Below are 22,342 nucleotides of genomic sequence, written 5' to 3' on the forward strand. Positions count from 1 at the left end.
GCGATCCTGTTCGACCCCTGACAAGAGGGATTCAATCCCGTGGAATTCCTGACTGACCATCCCATTCCGATCGGCGGCTGGGCCAAGGCCTTCGTCGACTGGCTGACAACCAATTTCGAGCTGTTCTTCGACCAGCTTGCAAACTTCCTGTCGGCAATCATCTCCATTCTGCTCTACATCCTCCAGACGCCGCACCCGCTCATCGTCATCGCGATCGTGACCGCGCTTGCCTGGTGGTTCCGCCGCTCGATCGGCATCGCGGCCTTCACCTGTCTTGGCCTTCTGCTGATCATCAACCAGGGCTACTGGAAGGAAACCACGGAGACGCTGGCGCTGGTGCTCGCGGCCACCTTCGTCAGCATGGCCGTTGGAATCCCACTCGGCATCGCCGCGGCGCGGCGTGCCTGGATCTATGCCTTCATGCGCCCGATCCTCGACCTCATGCAGACGATCCCCACCTTCGTCTACCTGATCCCGGCACTGATCCTGTTCGGTCTTGGGATGGTGCCGGGCCTGATCGCCACGGTCATCTTCGCCATTCCCGCGCCGATCCGCCTAACCCGCCTCGGCATCATCTCGACGCCGCCCGCGCTGGTCGAGGCCGCCGAATCCTTCGGCGCCACGCCCTGGCAGGTGCTGCGCAAGGTGGAACTGCCCTTCGCAATGCCGCAGATCATGGCCGGCCTTACCCAGACGATCATGCTCTCGCTTTCGATGGTGGTCATCGCCGCTCTGGTCGGCGCCAACGGCCTCGGCGTGCCCGTCCTCAGGGCTCTGAACACCGTCAATATCGCCCGGGGCTTCGAGTCCGGGCTCTGCATTGTCATCCTCGCAATCGTTCTCGATCGTCTGTTCCGCTCATCCGATGAAGGAGAAGGCGCATGACAGACGCCGTCGTTTTCAAGAATGTCGACATCATCTTCGGCAAGAACCCGCAGGTGGCGCTCGAGATGGTCGACCAGGGGAAGAGCCGGGACGAGATCGGCGCGGCCTCCGGTCATGTGCTCGGCGTCGCCGGCGCCTCGCTGTCGATTCATGAAGGCGAGATCCTCGTGCTGATGGGTCTCTCCGGCTCCGGCAAATCGACGCTGCTTCGAGCGGTCAACGGGCTTGCCCCGGTCGTGCGCGGCGAGGTGGAGGTCAAGACGGCGAACGGCTCGCTCAATCCCTATCGCTGCAATGCCAAGGCGCTTCGCGACTTCCGCATGCATACCGTCTCGATGGTATTCCAGCAGTTCGCGCTTCTGCCCTGGCGGACGGTGGCCGACAATGTCGGCTTCGGACTCGAACTTGCCGGCGTTCCGGACGGCGAACGCAAGAAGCGCGTCGGCGAGCAGCTCGAACTCGTCAATCTCAGCGCGTGGGCGGACCGTAAGGTCAACGAGTTGTCCGGCGGCATGCAGCAGCGTGTCGGCCTCGCCCGCGCCTTTGCGACGGGCGCGCCCATTTTGCTGATGGATGAGCCGTTCTCCGCGCTCGATCCGCTGATCCGCACGCGCCTGCAGGACGAGCTGCTGGAATTCCAGCGGCGACTGAAGAAGACGATCATCTTCGTCAGCCACGACCTCGACGAGGCCTTCCGCATCGGCAATCGCATCGCGATCATGGAGGGCGGACGGATCATCCAGTGCGGCACGCCGCAGGAAATCGTGAGGAACCCGGCAAACCAGTATGTGGCCGACTTCGTCCAACACATGAATCCGATCGCGATGCTGACCGCGAAGGACGTGATGCAGAGCGGCATCGATCGCTCGACCGCCGGCGCGGGAGTGACCGCCACCGCCAGGCCCACGACGCCGCTCATCGACATCCTCGACGCCATGTCGCGTCAGCCGGGCAGCATCGGCGTCGTCGATAACGGCGCGGTCGTCGGAACCATCGATGCGCAGGACATCGTCGAAGGACTTACCCGCCACCGCAGCAGGGAATGACGCGGGCGATGCAATGCGTTCGAAAAAGGCCTGGAGCGCACGCTCCGGGCCTTTTATTTTGGATGATGCACCGACCGTTAAGGAGGCGACGATGAGCGAGAAACCCAATGTCCTGCGCGATACCGATGACGAGGCACGCAAGCTCGCCCGTGTCCTGCTCCGATCGGCGCGGAGCGTTGCGCTGGCGGTGATCGAACCTCAGAGCGGCGGCTTTCCCTTCGTCAGCCGGGTGCTGCTCGGCATCGACGTCGACGGAGCGCCGGTGGTTCTGGTCTCGCGTCTGTCGACCCATACCCAGGCGCTGCTCGCCGACGACCGCGCATCTCTCTTGACGGGCGAACCCGGCAAAGGCGATCCGCTCGCCCATCCGCGCCTGACCGTACAATGCCAGGCTGAAGAGATCCGGCGCGATTCGGACGACCACGCCCGCATCCGCGAACGCTTCCTGCGGCGCCACCCGAAAGCGGGACTTTATATCGATTTCCCCGATTTCGGCTTTTTCCGCCTGACACCGCAGCGAGCGAGCCTCAATGGCGGCTTTGGCCGTGCCTATGCGCTGACGGCCGACGATCTCGTCATCGATTCACCGGCGACCGCCGCGCTCGCGGAGATGGAGGCGAGCGCAATCGACCACATGAATACCGATCATGCCGAGGCAGTAGACCATTACGCGAAGGTTCACTGCCGGGCATCCGGTGGCGACTGGAAGCTCGTTGGAATCGATGCGGCCGGTCTCGATCTCGCTGATGGCGAGGCGCTGAAGCGCCTTGAATTCGAGACGCCGATACAAAATGCAGCCGAGTTGCGGCCTGTCCTGAAAAAACTTTACCGCTAAACCGCACTTGGCTACCCCCATTTCTTGCAGTGGGTGGTTGCCCTTTTATGCATCACGGCTAATTATCGTGCTTCGTCAAACATAACTACGTGTGATGTGATCGCATGGAGCACGCAATGCAGCCTCTCTCGCCTGAAAAACACGAGGAAGCCGAAACAGCAGCCGGTTTTCTTTCTGCTATGGCAAATCCGAAACGTCTGCTCATCCTCGACTCGCTCGTCAAGGAAGAGATGGCAGTGGGCGCATTGGCCAACAAGGTCGGATTGAGTCAGTCTGCCCTTTCGCAGCACCTTTCGAAACTGCGGGCGCAGAATCTGGTCAGCACTCGCCGGGACGCGCAGACGATCTACTACTCGAGCTCTTCCGACGCGGTCATGAAGATCCTGGGCGCGCTCGACGAGATCTATGGCGAACACAGCCACCCCGTAGGAGACAAGCCGCTCCTGCGCAAATCGGCGTAACTTCCCCGTACGCCACCCATCTGGACGACCTCCGTATTGGCCCCGACGAGCCATTGTGCGAGGGCGTACGCGCATGTGTCATCATACCCTTTCATCGTTGCTTCACCCCCCATCTGCGCTGCCCGGCATCTCTCCACAAGGGGAGAAAACGGCTTAGCGCAACGGAGGGCTGCTTTGATTCAACGCAATGCCCGGCCGACGAAATTGAGGTAAGGCTTCTCCTTTGGCCAATGGCGTCCCTGCATCGCTGCCGGCCACGGCTTGGATCGGCGCTTGCTTGTGTTGAAAGGAGCGACCCATGGTTTCGACCAGAACGGCACCGGGCATAAGCGATGAGCCTGTCGAAGATTCAACGGCAACCCGTCCGCTCTCGAAGGAAGAACTGCGGGCGATCGACGCCTATTGGCGAGCATCCAATTACCTCTCGGTCGGGCAGATCTACCTCCTCGATAATCCGCTGTTGAAGGAGCCGCTGAAGCGCGAGCATATCAAGCCGAGGTTGCTCGGGCATTGGGGTACGTCACCGGGCCTGAATATGCTCTATGCCCACCTCAACCGGGTCATCAAACGCGATGACCTCAACATGATCTACGTGATTGGCCCGGGGCACGGTGGACCTTCTTCGGTAGCTCACGCTTACATGGAAGGCACCTATAGCGAGGTATATCCAAATATCAGCCAGGATGCGGAGGGCATGAAGCGGCTGTTCAAGCAGTTCAGCTTTCCGGGAGGAATCCCCAGTCACGTTGCACCAGAGACGCCGGGAAGCATCCATGAGGGCGGCGAGCTCGGCTACGCCTTGAGCCATGCCTATGGGGCGGCGTTCGACAACCCCGACCTGATCGTCGCCTGTATCGTCGGGGACGGAGAGGCCGAGACCGGACCGCTTGCGACCGGCTGGCACGGCAACAAGTTCCTGAACCCGGCGCGCGACGGCTGCGTGCTCCCCATCCTCCACCTCAACGGATACAAGATTGCGAATCCTTGTTTTCTCGCCCGCATTCCCAGGGACGAGTTGCAGAAATTCTTCGAGGGCATGGGTTACGCGCCGTATTTCGTCGAAGGGCGTGACCCGGCGGCCGTCCATCAGCAGTTGGCCGGCGTACTCGACGCCGTGGTCGCGGAAATCAAGCGAATTTGGACCGATGCCCGCACCAACGGCAAGGTCATGCGCCCCAACTGGCCGATGATCGTCTTGCGCACGCCGAAGGGCTGGACCTGCCCGGAGGAGATCGACGGCAAGAAATGCGAGGATTACTGGCGCTCGCATCAGGTGCCGATGGGCGACATGGACAATCCAAGCCACATCCGCATTCTCGAAGACTGGATGAAGAGCTATCGGCCCGAAGAGTTCTTCGACGGCAACGGCCGGCTGAAGCCGGAATTGGCGGCGCTCGCTCCCGTGGGGCGCCGCCGCATGAGCGACAACCCGCATGCAAATGGCGGCCTGCTTCTGCGCGACCTGAAGATGCCTGACTTCCGTGACTATGCGGTCGCCGTTCCGAGCCCCGGCGCCACCACGGCGGAGTCGGCGCGCGTGATGGGCGCTTTTCTGCGCGACGTGATGAGGCTCAATCTCGAGGCCAGAAACTTCCGTCTTTTCAGCCCGGACGAGAACAACTCGAATCGTTGGCAGGATGTGCTCGAGGTCACGAACCGTTGCTACATGGCGGAGATCTATCCCGAGGACGATCATCTGGCGCCGGACGGTCGGGTGATGGAGGTGCTCAGTGAGCATCAATGCCAGGGGTGGCTGGAAGGTTACCTGCTCACCGGACGCCACGGCTTCTTCTCCTGCTACGAAGCATTCATCCACATCATCGACTCGATGTTCAATCAGCACGCCAAATGGCTGAAGGTGTGCAACGAAATCGCCTGGCGGCGGCCGATCGCTTCGCTGAACTATTTCCTGAGTTCCCACGTCTGGCGTCAGGACCACAACGGCTTCAGCCATCAGGATCCCGGCTTCATCGATCACGTCGTCAACAAGAAGGCCGACGTTATCCGGGTCTATCTGCCACCGGACGCGAACACGCTTCTATCGGTCACGGATCATTGCCTCAGGAGCCGCAACTACATCAACGTCGTGGTCGCCGGCAAGCAGCCCGCCCCGCAATGGCTGACAATGGACGAGGCCATCAAGCATTGCAGCGAAGGCCTCGGGATCTGGGAATGGGCGAGCAATGACAAGGGCAACGAGCCCGATGTCGTGATGGCATGTTGCGGCGACGTGCCGACGCTCGAGACGCTGGCAGCGGTCGAATTGATCCGTGACCATCTGCCGGACCTGAAGGTGCGCGTCATCAACGTGGTGAACCTTATGAAGCTGCAGCCGTCGGAGGAGCATCCGCACGGCCTTTCGAACCGCGACTTCGATGCCTTGTTCACAAAGGATAAGCCGATCATCTTCGCCTTCCATGGCTATCCATGGCTGATCCACCGTTTGACGTACCGCCGCACGAATCACAAGAATCTGCATGTTCGCGGCTACAAGGAGGAAGGGACGACGACCACCCCATTCGACATGGTTGTGTTGAACGACCTGGATCGGTTCCACCTGGTCGAGGACGTGATCGACCGGCTGCCGCAACTGGGGGCCCGTGCTGCCTACTTCAAGCAGGCAATCCACGAGAAACTGATCGAACACCGGCAACACATTCAGAAGTACGGCGACGATCTGCCAGCCATCAGCGGTTGGAAGTGGGGCCTGAAGGGAGCGGCTGGCAAACCTCGGGGCACGTCCACTGAAGAGGACAATATTTAAGGACGACTCAAGCGGAAACCATGCCCGAGATGCTCTCGACCGACGCCGATCTCCATGGACCGCCGACCGATGAAGATCTGGGGCGGCTACAGTTCACAACGCTGCTGTATTACCTGCAAGTCACCAATCCGGACAATGGCCTGGTCCGTGACAAAACAGAGCCGAACGCCCCGGCAAGCATCGCGGCAATCGGCATGGCGTTGGCGACGACTCCCGTTGTTGTGGAACGAGGCGTCATCATCCGCGAATTCGCGGCGAAGATCACTCGCAAGCGATTGCGATTCTTGTCGGAACTTCCGCAAGGACCAGAGCCGGACGCCTCCGGCTACAAAGGCTTTTTCTATCATTTTCTGGACATCGAAACGGGCCGCCGCGTTTGGCAATGTGAGTTGTCCACCATCGATACGGCGTTCCTGTTGGCGGGCGCACTGACGGTAGCAACCTATTTCGATGGCGACACCGCCGACGAGGCGGAAATCCGCCGACTCGCGACGACGCTTTATGAGCGTGCCGATTGGAACTGGGCCCGCGATGGCGGTCCGACGCTGACGCACGGTTGGCACCCGGAAAGCGGTTTCATTCCCCACCGCTGGCGTGGGTACGACGAAGGACTGCTGCTCTACATCCTCGGGCTCGGTTCGCCGACCCATCCGTTGCCGCCCGAATCATATGCCGCCTACACGGCCACCTATGAATGGAGGAATATCTATGGCCGTGATGTGCTTTATTCTGGACCGCTCTTCACCCACCAACTGTCGCATATGTGGGTGGATTTTCGAGGCATTCGCGACGAGTTCATGCGGCAGCACGACAGCGACTATTTCGAGAACAGTCGGCATGCAACGTTCGTGCAGCAGGAGTATGCGATTCGCAATCCGATGAATTTCGCCGGCTACGGGGAATATTGTTGGGGATTCACGGCGAGCGACGGGCCCGGTTGGGTCACGCGCGTGGTCAATGATGTCAAGCGGGAGTTCTTTGATTACATCGCACGAGGGGCTCCATTCGGGCCCGACGACGGGACGGTTTCACCATGGGTTGTTATCGCTTCGCTGCCATTCGCGCCTGAATCGTCATTCCGACAACCCGCAACTTTGCCCGCATGAACCTGGGCATGACGCGTCTGTACGGGTTCAAGCCGTCGTTCAATCAGTCTTTCGTGGTGAAAGACAGTCCGACCGGATGGTGGGTAACTCCGTACCACTTCGGCGTCGACCAAGGGCCGGTTGTGCTGATGGTCGAAAACTACCGGACGGGCCTGCTCTGGGACATAATGCGCCGATCCGCACCCATAGTGACAGGGCTGCGCAGGGCTGGGTTCACCGGGGGCTGGCTATAACACGCTCACGAAAGGACCGAAGGCGTTCTGCCGCTCAACCACCCCAGCGCGCATCCTGTCGAAATTCGCCGGGCCGCTGCAGGCTCTAAACGCAACCATAATACCGGACCAACCAACGGCATATCGGTCGACAAAGCTGCAGGCTTGACGCTGATAGAGGCGCTGATAATTTGACCAACGGGTAAAATAATCCGGCGCGCTCCACCACCTCGCTGCCGGACGAGAATCCTCCAAGGAGAACAGGACATGGCGACCCGCCTAAGCAATGACCTCAGCGCCTTCTGGATGCCGTTTACGGCCAACCGGCAATTCAAGAGGGAGCCGCGTCTCTTCGTCGGCGCCAAGGACATGTACTACACGACCCATGACGGGCGGACGGTGCTGGATGGAACCGCGGGGCTCTGGTGCGTCAATGCCGGCCATTGTCGCCCGAAGATCACGGAGGCCATTCGCGAGCAGGCGGGCGAGCTCGATTATGCGCCTGCCTTCCAGCTCGGCCATCCGAAAGCCTTCGAACTCGCCAACCGGCTCGTCGATATCGCCCCGGAAGGGATGAACCACGTTCTCTACACCAATTCCGGTTCGGAATCGGTCGACACCGCGCTCAAGGTGGCGCTCGCCTATCACCGCGCCAAGGGCGACGGCTCGCGCTTCCGCCTCATTGGCCGCGAGCGTGGCTATCACGGCGTCAATTTCGGCGGCATTTCCGTCGGCGGCATCGTCGCCAACCGCAAGATGTTCGGCACGCTTTTGACCGGCGTCGACCACCTGCCGCATACGCACTTGCCAGGCAAGAACGCCTTCACCCGCGGAGAGCCCGAACACGGCGCCGATCTCGCGAGCGAGCTGGAGCGCATCGTCACCCTGCACGACGCCTCGACGATCGCCGCCGTCATCGTCGAGCCGGTTGCCGGTTCCACCGGTGTGCTCATCCCGCCGAAGGGCTATCTTCAGAAGCTGCGCGAGATCTGCACGAAGCACGGCATCCTGTTGATCTTCGACGAGGTGATCACCGGCTTCGGCCGTCTCGGCACGCCCTTCGCCGCACAATATTTCGACGTCAAGCCCGACATCATCACCACCGCCAAGGGGCTCACCAACGGCGTGATCCCGATGGGCGCGGTCTTCGTCAGCTCCGAAATTCACGACGCTTTCATGACCGGGCCGGAGCACCTGATCGAGTTCTTCCACGGCTACACCTATTCGGGCAACCCGATCGCCTCGGCCGCGGCACTCGGCACGCTCGACACCTACAGGGAAGAGGGATTGCTGATGCGCGCCGCCGAGCTTGCTTCCTATTGGGAAGAGGCCCTGCATTCCTTGAAAGACTGCCCGCACGTGGTCGATATCCGCAATATCGGATTGATCGGCGCGATCGAACTCGAGCCAATTGCCGGCGAGCCGACGAAGCGCGCCTTCTCGGCGTTTCTGAAAGCCTATGAGAAGGGCCTCCTGATCCGCACCACCGGAGACATCATCGCGCTTTCGCCACCGCTGATCATCGAAAGAGAGCAGATCGATGAATTGTTCGACAAGCTGCGTGATGTCCTGACGAACAATATCTGAAATCCGCTCGCAATCCTTCGACCCTTTCCCCGTCCGCGGGGAGAGGGTTATTGTTATGAATCGGTATAGAAAACGGAGTGAGGCCATGTCCGAAACGCTGGAGCGCTTGATCGATCAGGGCGTCGGCCGTGAGCCGGCGGACATCGTGCTCAAGGGCGGACGGTTCTTCGATCTCGTCACCGGCGAACTGGTCGTCTCGGACATCGCCCTCTCAGGCGACAGGATTGTCGGTACCTGCGGCGAATACCGCGGCCGCGAGGAGATCGACATCTCCGGCCGCATCGTCGTTCCAGGCTTCATCGACACGCATCTGCACATCGAATCATCACTCGTGACGCCGCACGAATTCGACCGCTGCGTCCTGCCGCTCGGCATCACCACCGCCATCTGCGATCCGCATGAGATCGCCAACGTGCTCGGCACCGAAGGCATCCAGTTCTTCCTGGATTCGGCGCTGCAAACCATCATGGACATTCGCGTCCAGCTTTCCTCCTGTGTGCCGGCCACACACCTCGAAACCTCGGGCGCCGACCTCCCGGTCGAGCGGCTCCTGCCGTTTCGCCAGCACCCGAAGGTGATCGGCCTGGCGGAGTTCATGAACTTCCCCGGCGTCATCCACAAGGATCCGGTCTGCCTCGCCAAGCTCGACGCCTTCCAGGGCGGCCACATCGACGGGCATGCGCCGCTGCTCCGCGGCAAGGAGCTGAATGGTTACCTCGCAACCGGCATCCGCACCGACCATGAATGCACGAGCGCGGAAGAGGCGCTGGAAAAGATCCGCAAGGGCATGCACATCCTCGTGCGCGAGGGCTCCGTCTCCAAGGACCTGCACGCCCTGATGCCGATCATCACCGAACGCCTTTCGCCCTACCTGGCGCTCTGCACGGACGATCGCAACCCGCTCGACATCGCCGAACAGGGCCATCTCGACCATATGATCCGCACCGCCATCGCCGCAGGCGTCGAACCGCTGGCCATCTATCGCGCAGCCTCGATCTCGGCCGCGCGCGCCTTCGGGCTTAGGGACCGCGGCCTTGTCGCGCCCGGGTGGCGCGCCGACCTCGTCGTCGTCGACAGCTTGGAGAATTGCAAGGCGCAGATGGTGTTTTCCGCCGGGAGGCGTGTCACCGACCGGCTCTTCGCGCGGCGCAAGCCGGTCGAGCCGGTTGGGCTCGACAGCGTCAAGGCGCGAGAGGTCAAGGCCGCCGACTTCGGCGTCCCTTATGCCGAGGGAGAAACTTCGGTGATCGGCGTGCTGCCCGGCAAGATCATCACCGAACACCGCCGCTATCGTCTCCCCGCCGAGGGCAACCGAACCGGTGTCGATCTCGACCGCGATATCATCAAGGTCGCGGTCGTCGAGCGCCACGGCCACAACGGCAATCACGCCAATGGTTTTGTCCAGGGCTTCGGGCTGAAGAAGGGCGCGATCGCCTCAACCGTCGGCCATGACAGCCACAATATCTGCGTCGTCGGCGTCAATGACGAAGACATGGCGCTCGCCGCCAACCGCCTCGGCGAAATCAAGGGCGGCTTCGTCGTCGTCGAGGACGGCAAGGTCACCGGCGAGATCGCTTTGCCCGTCGCCGGCCTGATGAGCCTCGAACCCTATGAGCGTGTGCGCGACATCCTCCACCACCTGCGCCAAGCCGCCGTTGCGCTGGGGGCGACGCTCGAAGAACCATTCCTGCAACTCGCCTTCCTGCCGCTCCCGGTGATCCCGCATCTGAAGATCTCCGACCGGGGGCTGGTGGACGTCGACAGGTTTGCGCTGATCGGGTGAGTTGTCCGCCCGCTCCGGCCGCCTCTGGTGACTTCGCTCAGGCTCGCTCCGACGCTTCGCCCTCCTCATCCTCGGGCTTGAGCCGACTGGGCACTGCCGCCTCCTCCTCCACCGTTATCCTCGGCCCTGAGCATCTCAGGGCCGAGGATCACAATGGAGAGGAAACGTCCTCTCACGCCTCACCGCAGCCTTCCGCAAAACGCATCGAGTCCTTCGAGCCTGACCACGTCGTCCGCAATTTCCGGCGCAAAGCCGGGCAGCGGCAGCGCCTCCGCAACCGTGGTAGCCGATGAGAGATGAACCTCTTGCGGCTCTGTCGTGAGGTTGAACAGGAACAGCAGCCGTTCGCCGTCCTTCTCCCGCACGCAAGCAAGCACGTCCCGATTGGACGCCAGGAAGGACATTTCTCCGTCGATCAGGGCCGCATGCATACGGCGGAAGGCCAGCGTTCGACGGTAGTGTTCGAGCACCGATCCGGCGTCACCCTCCTGAGTATCCACCGCAAGCAGGCGCTGATCGTCTCTTACCGGCAACCACGGAATGCCGGACGAAAAACCGCCGGTTGGATGTCTGTGTTCCCAGACCATCGGCGTCCGGCACCCGTCACGGCCCTTGAATGCCGGCCAGAAGCGGATGCCGTAGGGATCCCGCAGTTCCTCAAGCGCCAGTTCCGCCTCCGGCAGGCCCAGTTCCTCCCCTTGGTAGAGGCAGATCGAGCCGCGCAGGGTAGCAAGAACCGAAATGGCGAGTTTGGCCAGCCGCTCGCGATCGGCACGCGGAACCGCAAATCGGCTGACATGCCGCATCACGTCGTGATTGGAGAGAGCCCAGCACACCCAGCCATCGGCGACCATCGCCTGGAAGCCCTCCACACAGCGGCGAATGTGGCTCGCCGTGAAAGCCGGCCCGAGAAGGTCGAACGTGTAGCACATATGCAACTTGTCGCTGCCGCTCGTATAGGCGGCAACAGTCTTCAGCGACCGAGCGCCGTCGCCCACCTCACCCACGGTTGTACGGCCGCCGTATTCATCGAGCAGCGCCCGCAGGCGACGCAGGAAGGCGATGTTCTCCGGACGGCTCTTGTCGTAGAGATGACTCTGCATCCCGTAGGGATTGACGTCCGGCGCATCCTGACTGATCGCATCGGGATCGGGCACGACCGGCGGATTATCCCGCAACTGATCGTCATGGAAGTAGTAATTCACCGTGTCGAGCCGGAACCCGTCGACGCCGCGTTCAAGCCAGAAGCGAACCGTCGAAAGCAGCGCCTCCTGTACCTCGGGATTGTGGAAATTGAGATCCGGCTGCGACGTCAGGAAATTATGCAGGTAATATTGCCTGCGCACGCCGTCCCATTCCCAGGCCGGGCCGCCAAAGACCGAAAGCCAGTTGTTCGGCGCGGCACCGTCCGGCTTCGGGTCGGCCCAGACATACCAATCCGCCTTCGCATTGGTCCTGCTCGATCGGCTTTCGACAAACCATGGATGCCGATCCGATGTGTGCGAGATCACCTGGTCGATGATGACCTTCAGCCCGAGCCGGTGCGCCTCCGCCAGCATTTCATCGAAATCGTCGAGCGTACCGAACATCGGATCGACGTCGCAATAGTCGGAGACGTCATATCCCATGTCCGCTTGCGGCGAGGTGAAGAAGGGCGAGAGCCATATCGCGTCGACGCCGAGCGCAGCGATGTGCGAAAGCCGCCGGGTGACACCGCGCAGATCGCCGACGCCGTCGCCATCGGTATCCTGGAAGGAACGCGGATAGACCTGGTAGATCACCGCACCGCGCCACCAGTCGTCGCCACGCCTCGCCTCGATCGCCATGCGCCTTCCTTTCATTCCCGCAGATCCTCTTGAGATGTATCGTCCGGTACCGTCCGAGTAAACGGCACTTGCAACATTCACTTGCCCGAGCGGCGGCGCTTCGCTAACCCATTGGGCGAACAACCGGCAAGGGAGGACCTTATGGCAGGCACGATGCTTTCGATCGGCGAATGCATGGTCGAACTGATGCAGGCGGAGAGAGGCATGCTGCGCAAGAGCTATGCCGGCGACAGCTTCAATACCGCTTATTATGCCCGGCTATTTGCGCCGGCGGACTGGACGGTGGATTATTTCACCGCCGTCGGCACCGATGCGGTCTCGGACGAAATGATCGCCTTCATGGAAAGTAACGGAATCGGCACGTCGCATATCGCCCGGATCGAGGGTCGCATGCCGGGCCTTTACATGATCCACCTGAAGGAGGGCGAGCGCAGCTTCTCCTACTGGCGTTCCACCTCTTCCGCCAAGCTGCTTGCCGAGGACCCGGATCGGCTGAGGAAGGCTGTCGAGGCCGCGGACGTTGCCTTTTTCTCCGGCATCACGCTGGCGATCCTCTCGCCCGGCGCGGGCGAGACGCTGCTTTCCGAACTGCGCCGCGCGAAGGCCGGCGGCAAGCGCGTCGTCTTCGATCCGAATATCCGTCCGCGCCTGTGGGACGACGCGACCCGGATGCTCACCACTCTCGAGGCCGGCGCCCGGGCGGCGACGATGGTGCTGCCGAGCTTTGACGACGAGGCGACGCATTTCGGCGATGCGTCAGTCGGCGAGACGATCGATCGCTACCGCGCGCTTGGTGTCGAGGAGATCGCCGTCAAGGACGGCGGCAAAGGCATCACGCTGCAGTTTGACGGCGAACGCCTGCATGTGCCCGCAGTTCCCGCGTCGCGGATCGTCGACACCACCAGCGCCGGCGACAGCTTCAACGGCTCTTTCCTCGCCCGTCTTGCCGCCGGCGACAGCCCCGCCGATGCCGCCGCCTTCGCCGCCCACGTCGCTGCTGCCGTCATCGGTCACCACGGGGCGCTGGTTGCGCGGGAGACGCTGGCGGTCGAGGATATCGCTTAGATCGGCAGCTGCTGCGGAGGACGGGCAGGCGCATGAGGGACCAACGCCGTCCTCACTCGGCAAACCGTCACCGCCTCTTGCGCGCCTTCGTCTCGTAGGGATTGTCCGAGGCGCGGAAATGGACGCGAATGGGCACGCCCGGCATATCGAAATCCTTGCGCAGGCCGTTGACGAGATAGCGGACATAGGATTCCGGCACCGCCTCCGGACGGGTGCAGGAGATCATGAAGCCCGGCGGGCGGGCCTTCACCTGCGTCATGTATTTGAGCTTGAGCCGGCGGCCGGAGACGGCCGGCGGTGGGTGCTGCACCTGTTGCGCTTCGAGCCAGCGGTTGAGGCGCGCCGTCGAAATACGGCGGTTCCAGACCTTGTCGGTCTCGATGATCGCCTGCATCAGCCGGTCGAGCCCATAGCCCGTGTGTCCGGAAATCGGCACCGCGCGGATGCCGCGGGCCTGCGGCAGCAGCCGTTCGGTCTTCTCGCGCAGGTCCGCGAGCACCGCCTGCCAATCCTCGACCAGATCCCATTTGTTGAAGGCGAGCACCGCCGCACGTCCCTCGCGCAGCACCAGGTCGACGATCTGCAGATCCTGCTTCTCGAAGGGAATAGTCGCATCGAAAACGATGACGACCGTTTCGGCAAAGCGGATCGCGCGCAGCGCGTCGGCGACGGAAAGCTTTTCGAGTTTCTCCTGAACTTTCGCCTTGCGGCGCATGCCTGCCGTATCGAACATCTTGATCGTGCGGTCACGCCATTGCCACTCGACCGAAATGGAATCGCGGGTAATCCCCGCCTCCGGACCGGTCAGGAGCCGGTCTTCGCCAAGGAAGCGGTTGATCAGCGTCGATTTGCCCGCATTGGGGCGGCCGACGATCGCGACGCGCAGAGGTTTGGTTGCGTCACAGACGGGCTCGGCCTCTTCGTCCTCCGCCCCCTCGCCCACCTCGGCCGGCCTGACATCGACATCCGTCACGGCGACGTCCTCGGCGGGCGGAAAGGCCCTCTCCTCGCCAAGCGCTGCGACGATCGCGTCGCGTAGGTCGAGCATGCCCTGGCCATGCTCGGCCGAGATCGGGCAGGGTTCGCCAAGGCCGAGCGTAAAGGCATCGTAGAAGCCGCCCTCGGAGCCGCGAGCCTCGGCTTTGTTGGCCACGACGATGACCGGCTTGCCGCGCCGGCGCAGCATTTCGGCAAGCGTCTCGTCGGCGGGCGTCAGGCCTGCCTTGGCGTCGACGATGAAGAGCGACAGGTCGGCCTCGTCGATTGCCGCCTCGGTCTGCGCCCACATGCGGCCCTGCAGGCTGTCGGGTGCGGATTGCTCGAGGCCGGCCGTGTCGATGATGCGGAATTTGAGGTCGACGAGCTTGGCGTCGCCCGGACGGCGGTCACGCGTCACCCCCGGCGTGTCGTCGACAAGCGCCAGCTTCTTGCCCACAAGCCGGTTGAACAGTGTGGACTTGCCTACATTAGGGCGCCCGACGATGGCGACGGTAAAACTCATTCTGAATGCCTCAAGCCTTGCCGCTGGCCCCGATCACGTCGAGCAGCATCTGCGCCCTGTTCGCAATGCCGCGCGGGCTCTCCGTATCTTCGGCGATCTGCTGGAACCAGCTCTTCGCCTTGGCGTAGTCGCCCGCCTTGTAGGCGGCAAGCCCGAGCGCCTCGCGCGCGGAATGGCGCATGGCGTTCTGCGGCACCGCCAGTTGCTCGACCTCCGCCGAGACCTGCTCATAGGTTCCCGCGTCGATCAGCAGATAGGCCGCGCGCAGCCGCGCCGCGTCGCGCAGCGCCGCCGGAATCCGGCTGTCCTTGCCGATGTCGGTAAAGGCCGCGATCGCCGCGTCGGTTTCCCCCTTTTCGGCCTCGAGCGTCGCCGCACGCAGACGGGCAAGCACGGGATAGGAGCCGTAGCCATCCTGCTCGAGCTTCGTCAGCGCGGCCAGCGCTTCGTCGGATTTGTTTTCCTTGGCGAGGTCGAGGGCGACCAGGAAGGCGTCGCCGGATTCCGACGAGGAGGCATCCTGCCAATAGTCGTAGCCGACCTTGCCGATCGTGCCGAGGATAATCAAGGCGGCGACCGCGATAATGACCCCGCCGAACCGCGTCCAGATCGCCTTCATCTGGTCCGAACGGAGCTCTTCATTGACCTCGCGGATAAAGCTGTCGTCTTGGTTCGCCATGTCCTGTTCCGGCTGCCCGGCCTTTACTTTAAAGATTGCGTCTGGAGCGGCAACGCCGCGCATCTTTCTCGATGCTGCCCCAGGAGTTTGCGCCTTCTACCCGATTTTGCGCCGCTTGTAAGGGGGCGAACGTGATTTACCCGACCACGAGAGGAGCGACGCCGATCACCAACTCGTGCAGTTTCCAGACAATGACGCCAAAAAGCGCGGCTCCGATCACCGCCGCCGCAAGATCGTAGCGGTAGGAGACGAAGCGGGGATAGGCGATCTCGCCCGCCCGCCACCGCTTCTTCATCGAGATGCGCATGATCACGCCCCAGGCGAGAAACGAGCCGAAAAGCAGGACGGACGCCGTTTCGCCATTGGCGAGCAGGTGCGCGAGCGCCCAGATCTTGATTGCCAGGATCGCGGGGTGCTTGGTCGCCACGCGAATCCTGCCGGGCGGCAGGAAAGCGGCCACAAGGCAGATGCAAGCGATCAGCATCAGCGTCAGCGCGATATGCGCCATGAAGATGGGCGGTGTGTAAAGCATTCCGGTCGTCGTGCGAGCCTGAGCGAAGCCGATCGCGATCAGCGCCAGCCCGACGAGTGCAAGTGTACCGTGTACGCCGTGCCATGTACCCGTGCCGCGCCGCTTGATCACCGCTGTGCGGATCGCAGGCGCGAACCTTCGCACCAGATGGATGCCGAAAAATATCACGATGCCCAGGACCAGAAGTGCCATGTCTCCCCCGTTTTGACATTGAGCTCGGCCGACAGACCGACCTGCGCGCCCGTTTACCGTTCGTTAACCACCGCATAGCGGGACCGCCTGTGAATTTCCAGCCGGATCAAAGGATTGCCGCATTGTTGCTCAAGGAGGCAGCGAACAAATCGTCGCAGCCACTGATTCTCCCAAGAAGCCCTCCGCATGATCCGCAAGTTCCTCACGCTCCCCGTCTGCCTTTTTCCCGCCCTCGCCGTCGCGGCGCCGCCGGCCGCACCGGCAAAAGACAAGCAACTGGTGATCGTCTCCTTCGATGGAGCCCATGACAATGCGCTTTGGGACAAGAGCCTCGCGTTGGCGAAACGGCACGGCGCGCACTTCACCTATTTCCTCTCCTGCACCTTTCTGATGACGAAGGCCGACGGGAAGGCGAGCTACAAGGCGCCGGGCCAGAAACGGGGCCGATCGAATGTCGGTTATGCCCAGGATCGCCACGAGGTCGCCGCTCGCGCCGGCCATATCTGGCGGGCGCATCTCGATGGACACGACATCGGCAGCCATGCCTGCGGTCACTTCGACGGCAAGGGCTGGAGCGAGGCCGACTGGAAGCAGGAATTCTCGTCCTTCCGCACGGCGCTCGTCGACGCCTGGAAGAGGGCCGGCAGGCCGGAGGCCGAGCCGGAAGGCTGGGCGGACTTCGCCCGAACCGGCATTACGGGCTTTCGCGCCCCCTACCTCTCCTTGAGCGACGGGCTGGTGCCGGCAATAAAGGCCTTCGGCTTCACCTATGATGCCAGTCTCGTCACCAAAGGCCCCGCTTGGCCGAGGGCCGGGGACGGACTGCCCCGCTTCGGCCTGCCGCTCATCCCCGAAGGGCCTTCCCGCCGGCCGGTGATCGGCATGGACTACAATCTTTTCATCCGCCATTCGATGGGGATCGAAAACAAGAAGGACAGCGCCCGCTTCGAGGAACGCACGCTGGAAGCCTTTCGCAACGCCTTCATCAGGGAATATGACGGCGAGCGCATCCCGCTGCAGCTCGGCTTCCATTTCGTCGAGATGAACGGCGGCGCCTACTGGCGCGCGCTCGACCGCTTCCTGACCGAGGCCTGCGGCAAGCCGGACGTCGCCTGCGTCAGCTATGCGCAGGCACTGCCCTTGATCGAGCGCGCCAGGAAGAAGGCGGACGGCTCCGCCTTCTGATGGATGGCGCGATCAGAGCGCCATCTCCTCCTTGCCGCCGGCCTCGATGAACTGCTGATCGATCTCCGGCAGCGGCTCTTCATAGAGGATCGATTCGAAGGCGCGCAGGCGCTTGTAGATCGACAGGAGTTCGACGATCGTCGTCCAGGAATTGACGAGATACTGGAAGGACTCGCGCACCTGCCCGAAGACGTTCAGTATCTGGGTCATCACGCCGAGCGTCAGCTTCCCCGCCACGATTGCGGGCACCAGCACGAATGTGCCGTACAGGTTATCGGCCTGCAGGTAGAAGATACGCGCTATGTTGAAATACATGTAGTGGAAGTATAGGCGGAAATAATTCCTTCTCACGTTGTGAAACAGCTCTCCGAGGGTCAGCGGATCGGCGCGATCCGCATGATCTTCGCCGTAGACCAGTTCCTTACGATACGCCGCCTCGACCCGCTGGTTTCGAAATTCGAGGCCCGGAAGCTTGATGCCGACCAAGGCAAGGAAAACAGTGCCGAAAATCGACCAGCTGATCGCCGCCCAGACCAATGCATGGGGCACTTCGCCGACGACCGGCAGTACGCTGACCTGCTCGGAGAACTTGAAGAGCACCGGCAGGAAAGCAATCAGCGTCATGATGGAACTTACGAGGCCGACACCCAGCCGTTCGACCGTGGACGAAAAGCGCATCGTGTCTTCCTGGACGCGCTGAGATGCCCCTTCGACATGGCGCAACTTCGGCCAATGCGAGACGTAGAATTCGTTCATCGCGGTCCGCCAGCGGAAGATGAAGTGGCTGACGAAGAAGAGATTGAGTACGCCGACCGTCACCGCCACGAACGCAATCCCGGCGAAGCCGAGCATGCCGGTATAGAGCTGCTCGGCCGTCACGGGTGCCGTCTTCGCCAGCGCTTGCTGGATCAGGTTATAGAAGGGGCCGTACCAGGCGTTGATCGCGACGCTGACCTGGACCGAAAAATAGGTGTTGAAGATAATCAGCGCCGAACCGAGAATCGACCAGTTTTGCCACCTGTGCGGCGCGTATGCGAACCAGAATCCGGCGAACAGGGCTACGACCGCCAGATAGTAGATGTAGAACCAGAGGAACGGGGCCGACCAGAAGACCGAAACACCGATGACGGGTTCCACGCCATCGGGAAGCGGCGGCAACCCGAACACTGCGCCAAGATCACGCCCCGCGCTATACCAGCCGAGGATGGCGATGAGCGACCAGACGACAACGGAAAGAAAAAACAGCTTCGGTTTGGGAAAGAAGGATTCGAACAAGGGACGGCACTCACGTTTTCTCGGAGGTCTACGACTTGCCTCCTGATGCGCCGAAACTAGGGCAATTTCACCGCGTCAACAATTCGACAATACGAATGTTACCGTTATTTCATGAAGCTGCGCCCGGCGAGATCATGGTTGCCGCGCGGCGATCGCGGCGTTGATTGCGCGCAACTCCAGCACCACGACGCCGCCGCACGCCAGGAGCACGATGGCGGCAACCAAGGTCGGCGGAGTAAAGCTTCCGGTCCATTCGGCCAGCCAGCCGGCCACCAGAGGCCCTATGATCTGCCCTACGCCGAAGGCGGCGGTCATGAAGGCGAGCGCCCGGCGCGGGCTTTCGGGTGCAAGGCGGTGACCGATCTGCAGGCCGTAGGCCGTGATCATCATGAAAGTGAGCCCCAGCATCAGACCGCCGACGAGCGGTGCCAGGGTTCCGGGCAGAGAGACGGTCAGGACAAGGCCGGCCGCCTCGAAGAGGAGCCCAATGGCATATACGCCGGCAAGACCGACGCGCCGCACGGCGAAACGCCAGAGCTGCACCGACAATGCGGCACTGGCACCCGTCAGCAGCCAGGCCGGGAATTCTCCGCCGCCTGCCTCGCGGGCCATGGCGACGAGGAAGGTGGCGGTAATCACATAGCCGAAGCCGAAAAAGCCGTAGGTGAGCGTCACCACCGCGAGCTCTCTCGTCCAGACAAGCGGCGCCTCCGGCCGTTCGCCTTCCGCGGCCTTGCCACTCTCCTGCAACAGAACCGCGACGAGAGCAGTGCCCGCAAGCGCGAGAAGAGCGCCGGTAAACCAGTGTGCCTGCGAGGCGGAAAGGCTGCCGACCCCGGCAAGCGGCGCCACCCAGACGGCGATCGACGACAGCGCGATGCCAAACCCGACGCCGCCGAAATGCACCGGCGGCACATGTTCCGATCTCGCGCGCAGGCCCTCGCCGAGCACGATCCCTGACACGAAGATCATGGCGAAGGCGCTCGCGAGGCCCGCAAGGAAGCGGATGAGCCCGAAGACGAGCACCGACGCGGTGAGTCCCATGGCGCCAAGCAGCAGTGCCGTAGCCACCAGGGCGGCCAGGCCAATTCTGCGTTCGTGGCCGTGAGCCCAGCCATAGGCCGCCAGCACGGCACCGGCGAGATAGCCGACGAAATTCGCCGAGGCGATCAGCCCGGCATGCGCGGGTGAAAGCCCCGCATCCGCCATCATGGCCGGCAGGATAGGCGTATAGGAAAACCGGCCGAGGCCCATCGCCACCGCCATAGCGATGGCGCCGGCGATGGCGGTCGCAACGAGGCTCCCGCTCGAAACGGCAGGAAGGGCGGCAGGCGACGAAGCCTCCGCATGCTCCCCCGGGTGCGGATCGGCACCATCGACGACGGCTTCGCCGGATCGCCTGCCGTCGCAGTCCGGCACTCTCTGGTGCGTACTCATAGGCCCTTATTGCACCGCAACAGGAAGGCGACAAATCAGTATATTTGAAGGGACGATGGAGGAAATCGAACGATCCGGCTTCGGCAAACTCAGCCCGGCAGCGTCACAACCAGCGGACCGCCGCGGGTAACGACCACCGTATGTTCGTATTGCACCGTCGGTGCGCGCGGTTCGCTATAGAGCGTCCAGTCGTCGTCTCCGCCCTCGGCCCAATGCGCTCCCATCGACAGGAACGGCTCCACCGTGAAGACCATGCCTTCGCTCATCCGCCGCCGCTCCGAAGGATCCGGCCAGGTCGCGATTTCGCCGGGCTCCTCGTGGAGCGACCGGCCGATGCCGTGGCTTGCGAGATTGGTGACCAGCGAATAGCGGTTCTTGCGCGCGAATTCGCCAATGGCATTGCCGATAGCCGCAAGCGGCTGGTTCGGCCGCACCTGCTTGAGGCCCACCCACATGGCGCGCCTGCCGTCGCGGCAGAGGCGGTCGATCGCAGCCGTCACCGGCGGCACCGGAAACGACGAGCCCGTGTCGGCGAAGATGCCGTCCTTCTCGGCAGAGACATCGATATTGACGAGATCGCCCGAGTTGATGACCCGGCTGCCGGGAATGCCGTGGGCGATTTCCTCGTTGACGCTGATGCAGGTCGCGCCCGGAAAGCGGTAGCAGAGCTCCGGCGCCGAGCGCGCACCCGCATCCTCCAGCACCTTGCGGCCGATGGCATCGAGCTCCGCGGTCGTGATGCCCGGCTCGAGCGCGTCGCCCATCGCCTGAAGCGCGTTGGCGCAGATGCGGCCGATCTCCTTCAGCCGTTCGAGGTCTTCGTCATTGTTGAGGGTCATGGCGTCTCGCTTTCGCGGCACATGTAGCGTGCCGGCCAGGCTTATGCCAGTCCCTCGACTGCGTCAGTCCCTAAAGTTGCCGGCCGCCTCCTCCGCCAGCATCTCCCGCACGAGTGGGGCGACCTTGGTGCCGTAGAGCTCAATGCCGCGCATGATCTGGTCGTGCGGCATGAGCCCGATCGCCATCTGCAGGAGGAAGCGATCGTTGCGGAAGAGCCGCTGATGCACGACGATCTTTCGCGCTACCGTCTCCGCATCGCCGATGAAGAGGTTGCCGGTCGGGCTCCGTGCCTGCTCGTAGTGGGCACGGCTCGTCGGCCCCCAGCCACGTTCGCGGCCGATACGGTCCATCACCTCGGCCTGGGGGCCGTAGAACTGGTCGGCCGCGGCCTCTGTCGTGTCGGCGATGAAACCATGCACATTGATGCTCGTCTTCAGCGCCGAAATATCCTGGCCGGCGCGGCGGGCTGCCTCGCGATAGAGATCGAAGAGCGGTGCGAAACGCCGCGGCTCGCCGCCGATGATGGCAAGGGCCATCGGCAGGCCGAGCGCGCCGGCGCGCGCGACCGACTGCGGCGTGCCCCCGACGGCAATCCAGAGCGGCAGTGGATCTTGCAGCGACCGCGGATAGACGCCGCGGCCGTTGATCGCCGGCCGCATCTCACCGGCCCAGGTAACCTTCTCGGCCTCCCGGAGCTTGAGCAGGAGATCCAGCTTCTCGGCGAAGAGCTGGTCGTAGTCGTCGAGCGACTGTCCGAAGAGCGGGAAGGATTCGATGAAGGAGCCGCGCCCGGCCATGATCTCGGCGCGGCCATTGGAAAGGAGATCGAGGGTCGCGTACTGCTGGAAGACGCGGACCGGCTCGTCGGAGCTCAGCACCGTCACTGCACTCGTCAGGCGAATACGGCTCGTGCGCGCCGCGGCCGCCGCAAGCACCACCGCCGGCGCGGAGACGGCGTAATCCGGCCGGTGATGCTCTCCAAGCCCGAAGACGTCGAGCCCCACCTGGTCGGCAAGCTCGATCTCCTCGATGAGATCGGCAAGCCGGCGGCGCCCTTCGGCGCCCTTGTCGGCCGCATTGGGATCGACATCCGCGAATGTGTAAAGCCCGAGTTCCATGGCAGCACCCTGT

General features: G+C 62.8%; 17 protein-coding genes and 1 pseudogene. 10 read left to right on the forward strand and 8 right to left on the reverse strand.

What is annotated here, in order from left to right:
- Positions 1 to 39: 39 nt before the first annotated feature.
- The 8 genes and pseudogenes from choW to ade all read left to right on the forward strand — a co-directional run bounded on the left by choW (position 40) and on the right by ade (position 10,679).
- Positions 40 to 885 (forward strand): choline ABC transporter permease subunit, encoded by an 846-nt coding sequence (choW, locus tag AC4P1R_RS11215; RefSeq protein ID WP_069458058.1) that lies wholly within the window; start codon positions 40 to 42, stop codon positions 883 to 885.
- Positions 882 to 1,931, forward strand: coding sequence for a choline ABC transporter ATP-binding protein (gene choV, locus AC4P1R_RS11220; RefSeq protein WP_069458059.1), 1,050 nt, complete (start codon positions 882 to 884; stop codon positions 1,929 to 1,931). The genes choW and choV overlap by 4 nt, the downstream gene beginning before the upstream one ends.
- Before the next feature lie 91 nt (positions 1,932 to 2,022).
- On the forward strand, positions 2,023 to 2,766 hold the full coding sequence (locus AC4P1R_RS11225) for a HugZ family pyridoxamine 5'-phosphate oxidase (RefSeq protein WP_492176937.1): 744 nt from the start codon (positions 2,023 to 2,025) through the stop codon (positions 2,764 to 2,766).
- 116 nt (positions 2,767 to 2,882) lie between these two features.
- Complete coding sequence (locus tag AC4P1R_RS11230; RefSeq protein WP_069458061.1) at positions 2,883 to 3,227, forward strand: ArsR/SmtB family transcription factor; 345 nt, start codon at positions 2,883 to 2,885, stop codon at positions 3,225 to 3,227.
- A gap of 298 nt (positions 3,228 to 3,525) precedes the next feature.
- Positions 3,526 to 5,991 carry a phosphoketolase family protein gene (locus tag AC4P1R_RS11235; protein ID WP_492176938.1) on the forward strand — a complete coding sequence of 822 codons (2,466 nt, stop codon included), beginning with the start codon at positions 3,526 to 3,528 and terminating at the stop codon, positions 5,989 to 5,991.
- A gap of 20 nt (positions 5,992 to 6,011) precedes the next feature.
- A pseudogene (locus AC4P1R_RS11240) lies at positions 6,012 to 7,330 on the forward strand (glucoamylase family protein).
- Between the two features lie 246 nt (positions 7,331 to 7,576).
- Positions 7,577 to 8,896 (forward strand): omega-aminotransferase AptA, encoded by a 1,320-nt coding sequence (gene aptA / locus AC4P1R_RS11245; RefSeq protein ID WP_492176939.1) that lies wholly within the window; start codon positions 7,577 to 7,579, stop codon positions 8,894 to 8,896.
- A gap of 85 nt (positions 8,897 to 8,981) precedes the next feature.
- Positions 8,982 to 10,679, forward strand: a complete 1,698-nt coding sequence (ade, locus tag AC4P1R_RS11250) for an adenine deaminase (protein WP_492176940.1) — start codon at positions 8,982 to 8,984, stop codon at positions 10,677 to 10,679.
- A gap of 179 nt (positions 10,680 to 10,858) precedes the next feature.
- On the opposite strand, the gene bglA is transcribed toward ade, so the two are convergent.
- Positions 10,859 to 12,505, reverse strand: a complete 1,647-nt coding sequence (gene bglA / locus AC4P1R_RS11255; protein ID WP_492177739.1) for a beta-galactosidase BglA — start codon at positions 12,503 to 12,505, stop codon at positions 10,859 to 10,861.
- Between the two features lie 141 nt (positions 12,506 to 12,646).
- Here bglA and AC4P1R_RS11260 point away from each other — a divergent pair, with 141 nt between their 5' ends.
- Complete coding sequence (locus AC4P1R_RS11260) at positions 12,647 to 13,570, forward strand: sugar kinase (protein WP_492176941.1); 924 nt, start codon at positions 12,647 to 12,649, stop codon at positions 13,568 to 13,570.
- Positions 13,571 to 13,637: 67 nt separating this feature from the next.
- Here the strand turns inward: AC4P1R_RS11260 and der are convergent, their stop codons facing one another.
- From der to AC4P1R_RS11275, 3 genes are all read right to left on the reverse strand, one after another.
- Positions 13,638 to 15,071 (reverse strand): ribosome biogenesis GTPase Der, encoded by a 1,434-nt coding sequence (gene der, locus AC4P1R_RS11265; protein ID WP_492176942.1) that lies wholly within the window; start codon positions 15,069 to 15,071, stop codon positions 13,638 to 13,640.
- 10 nt (positions 15,072 to 15,081) lie between these two features.
- Positions 15,082 to 15,750: a tetratricopeptide repeat protein gene (locus tag AC4P1R_RS11270; RefSeq protein WP_069458204.1), complete on the reverse strand. Its 669-nt coding sequence runs from the start codon at positions 15,748 to 15,750 to the stop codon at positions 15,082 to 15,084.
- Positions 15,751 to 15,886: 136 nt separating this feature from the next.
- Complete coding sequence (locus AC4P1R_RS11275; RefSeq protein ID WP_492176943.1) at positions 15,887 to 16,474, reverse strand: NnrU family protein; 588 nt, start codon at positions 16,472 to 16,474, stop codon at positions 15,887 to 15,889.
- 186 nt (positions 16,475 to 16,660) lie between these two features.
- Between AC4P1R_RS11275 and AC4P1R_RS11280 the strand changes: the two genes are divergently transcribed.
- Positions 16,661 to 17,659, forward strand: a complete 999-nt coding sequence (locus AC4P1R_RS11280; RefSeq protein WP_492176944.1) for a polysaccharide deacetylase family protein — start codon at positions 16,661 to 16,663, stop codon at positions 17,657 to 17,659.
- A gap of 12 nt (positions 17,660 to 17,671) precedes the next feature.
- On the opposite strand, the gene bacA is transcribed toward AC4P1R_RS11280, so the two are convergent.
- The 4 genes from bacA to AC4P1R_RS11300 form a co-directional block, all read right to left on the reverse strand.
- Entirely contained in the window at positions 17,672 to 18,934 is a 1,263-nt protein-coding gene (bacA, locus tag AC4P1R_RS11285) for a bacteroid development protein BacA (RefSeq protein ID WP_492176945.1), read from the reverse strand.
- A gap of 132 nt (positions 18,935 to 19,066) precedes the next feature.
- Positions 19,067 to 20,200, reverse strand: a complete 1,134-nt coding sequence (locus AC4P1R_RS11290) for a YbfB/YjiJ family MFS transporter (RefSeq protein ID WP_492177740.1) — start codon at positions 20,198 to 20,200, stop codon at positions 19,067 to 19,069.
- A 260-nt stretch (positions 20,201 to 20,460) separates the two neighbouring features.
- Positions 20,461 to 21,210: a type I methionyl aminopeptidase gene (map, locus tag AC4P1R_RS11295; RefSeq protein ID WP_069458070.1), complete on the reverse strand. Its 750-nt coding sequence runs from the start codon at positions 21,208 to 21,210 to the stop codon at positions 20,461 to 20,463.
- A gap of 63 nt (positions 21,211 to 21,273) precedes the next feature.
- Positions 21,274 to 22,329, reverse strand: coding sequence for an LLM class flavin-dependent oxidoreductase (locus tag AC4P1R_RS11300; protein WP_069458206.1), 1,056 nt, complete (start codon positions 22,327 to 22,329; stop codon positions 21,274 to 21,276).
- Positions 22,330 to 22,342 lie beyond the last annotated feature (13 nt).

The sequence above is a fragment of the Sinorhizobium sp. Y406 genome (assembly GCF_058732025.1).

Coding starts and splice junctions, on each gene's coding strand:
- der (WP_492176942.1), bottom strand. CDS start 15,071: ATGAGTTTTACCGTCGCCATCGTCGGGCGCCCTAATGTAGGCAAGTCC.
- ade (WP_492176940.1), top strand. CDS start 8,982: ATGTCCGAAACGCTGGAGCGCTTGATCGATCAGGGCGTCGGCCGTGAG.
- bglA (WP_492177739.1), bottom strand. CDS start 12,505: ATGGCGATCGAGGCGAGGCGTGGCGACGACTGGTGGCGCGGTGCGGTG.
- AC4P1R_RS11300 (WP_069458206.1), bottom strand. CDS start 22,329: ATGGAACTCGGGCTTTACACATTCGCGGATGTCGATCCCAATGCGGCC.
- AC4P1R_RS11270 (WP_069458204.1), bottom strand. CDS start 15,750: ATGGCGAACCAAGACGACAGCTTTATCCGCGAGGTCAATGAAGAGCTC.
- AC4P1R_RS11230 (WP_069458061.1), top strand. CDS start 2,883: ATGCAGCCTCTCTCGCCTGAAAAACACGAGGAAGCCGAAACAGCAGCC.
- AC4P1R_RS11260 (WP_492176941.1), top strand. CDS start 12,647: ATGGCAGGCACGATGCTTTCGATCGGCGAATGCATGGTCGAACTGATG.
- aptA (WP_492176939.1), top strand. CDS start 7,577: ATGGCGACCCGCCTAAGCAATGACCTCAGCGCCTTCTGGATGCCGTTT.
- AC4P1R_RS11225 (WP_492176937.1), top strand. CDS start 2,023: ATGAGCGAGAAACCCAATGTCCTGCGCGATACCGATGACGAGGCACGC.
- AC4P1R_RS11290 (WP_492177740.1), bottom strand. CDS start 20,200: ATGGCGGTGGCGATGGGCCTCGGCCGGTTTTCCTATACGCCTATCCTG.
- map (WP_069458070.1), bottom strand. CDS start 21,210: ATGACCCTCAACAATGACGAAGACCTCGAACGGCTGAAGGAGATCGGC.
- AC4P1R_RS11235 (WP_492176938.1), top strand. CDS start 3,526: ATGGTTTCGACCAGAACGGCACCGGGCATAAGCGATGAGCCTGTCGAA.
- AC4P1R_RS11275 (WP_492176943.1), bottom strand. CDS start 16,474: ATGGCACTTCTGGTCCTGGGCATCGTGATATTTTTCGGCATCCATCTG.
- choV (WP_069458059.1), top strand. CDS start 882: ATGACAGACGCCGTCGTTTTCAAGAATGTCGACATCATCTTCGGCAAG.
- AC4P1R_RS11280 (WP_492176944.1), top strand. CDS start 16,661: ATGATCCGCAAGTTCCTCACGCTCCCCGTCTGCCTTTTTCCCGCCCTC.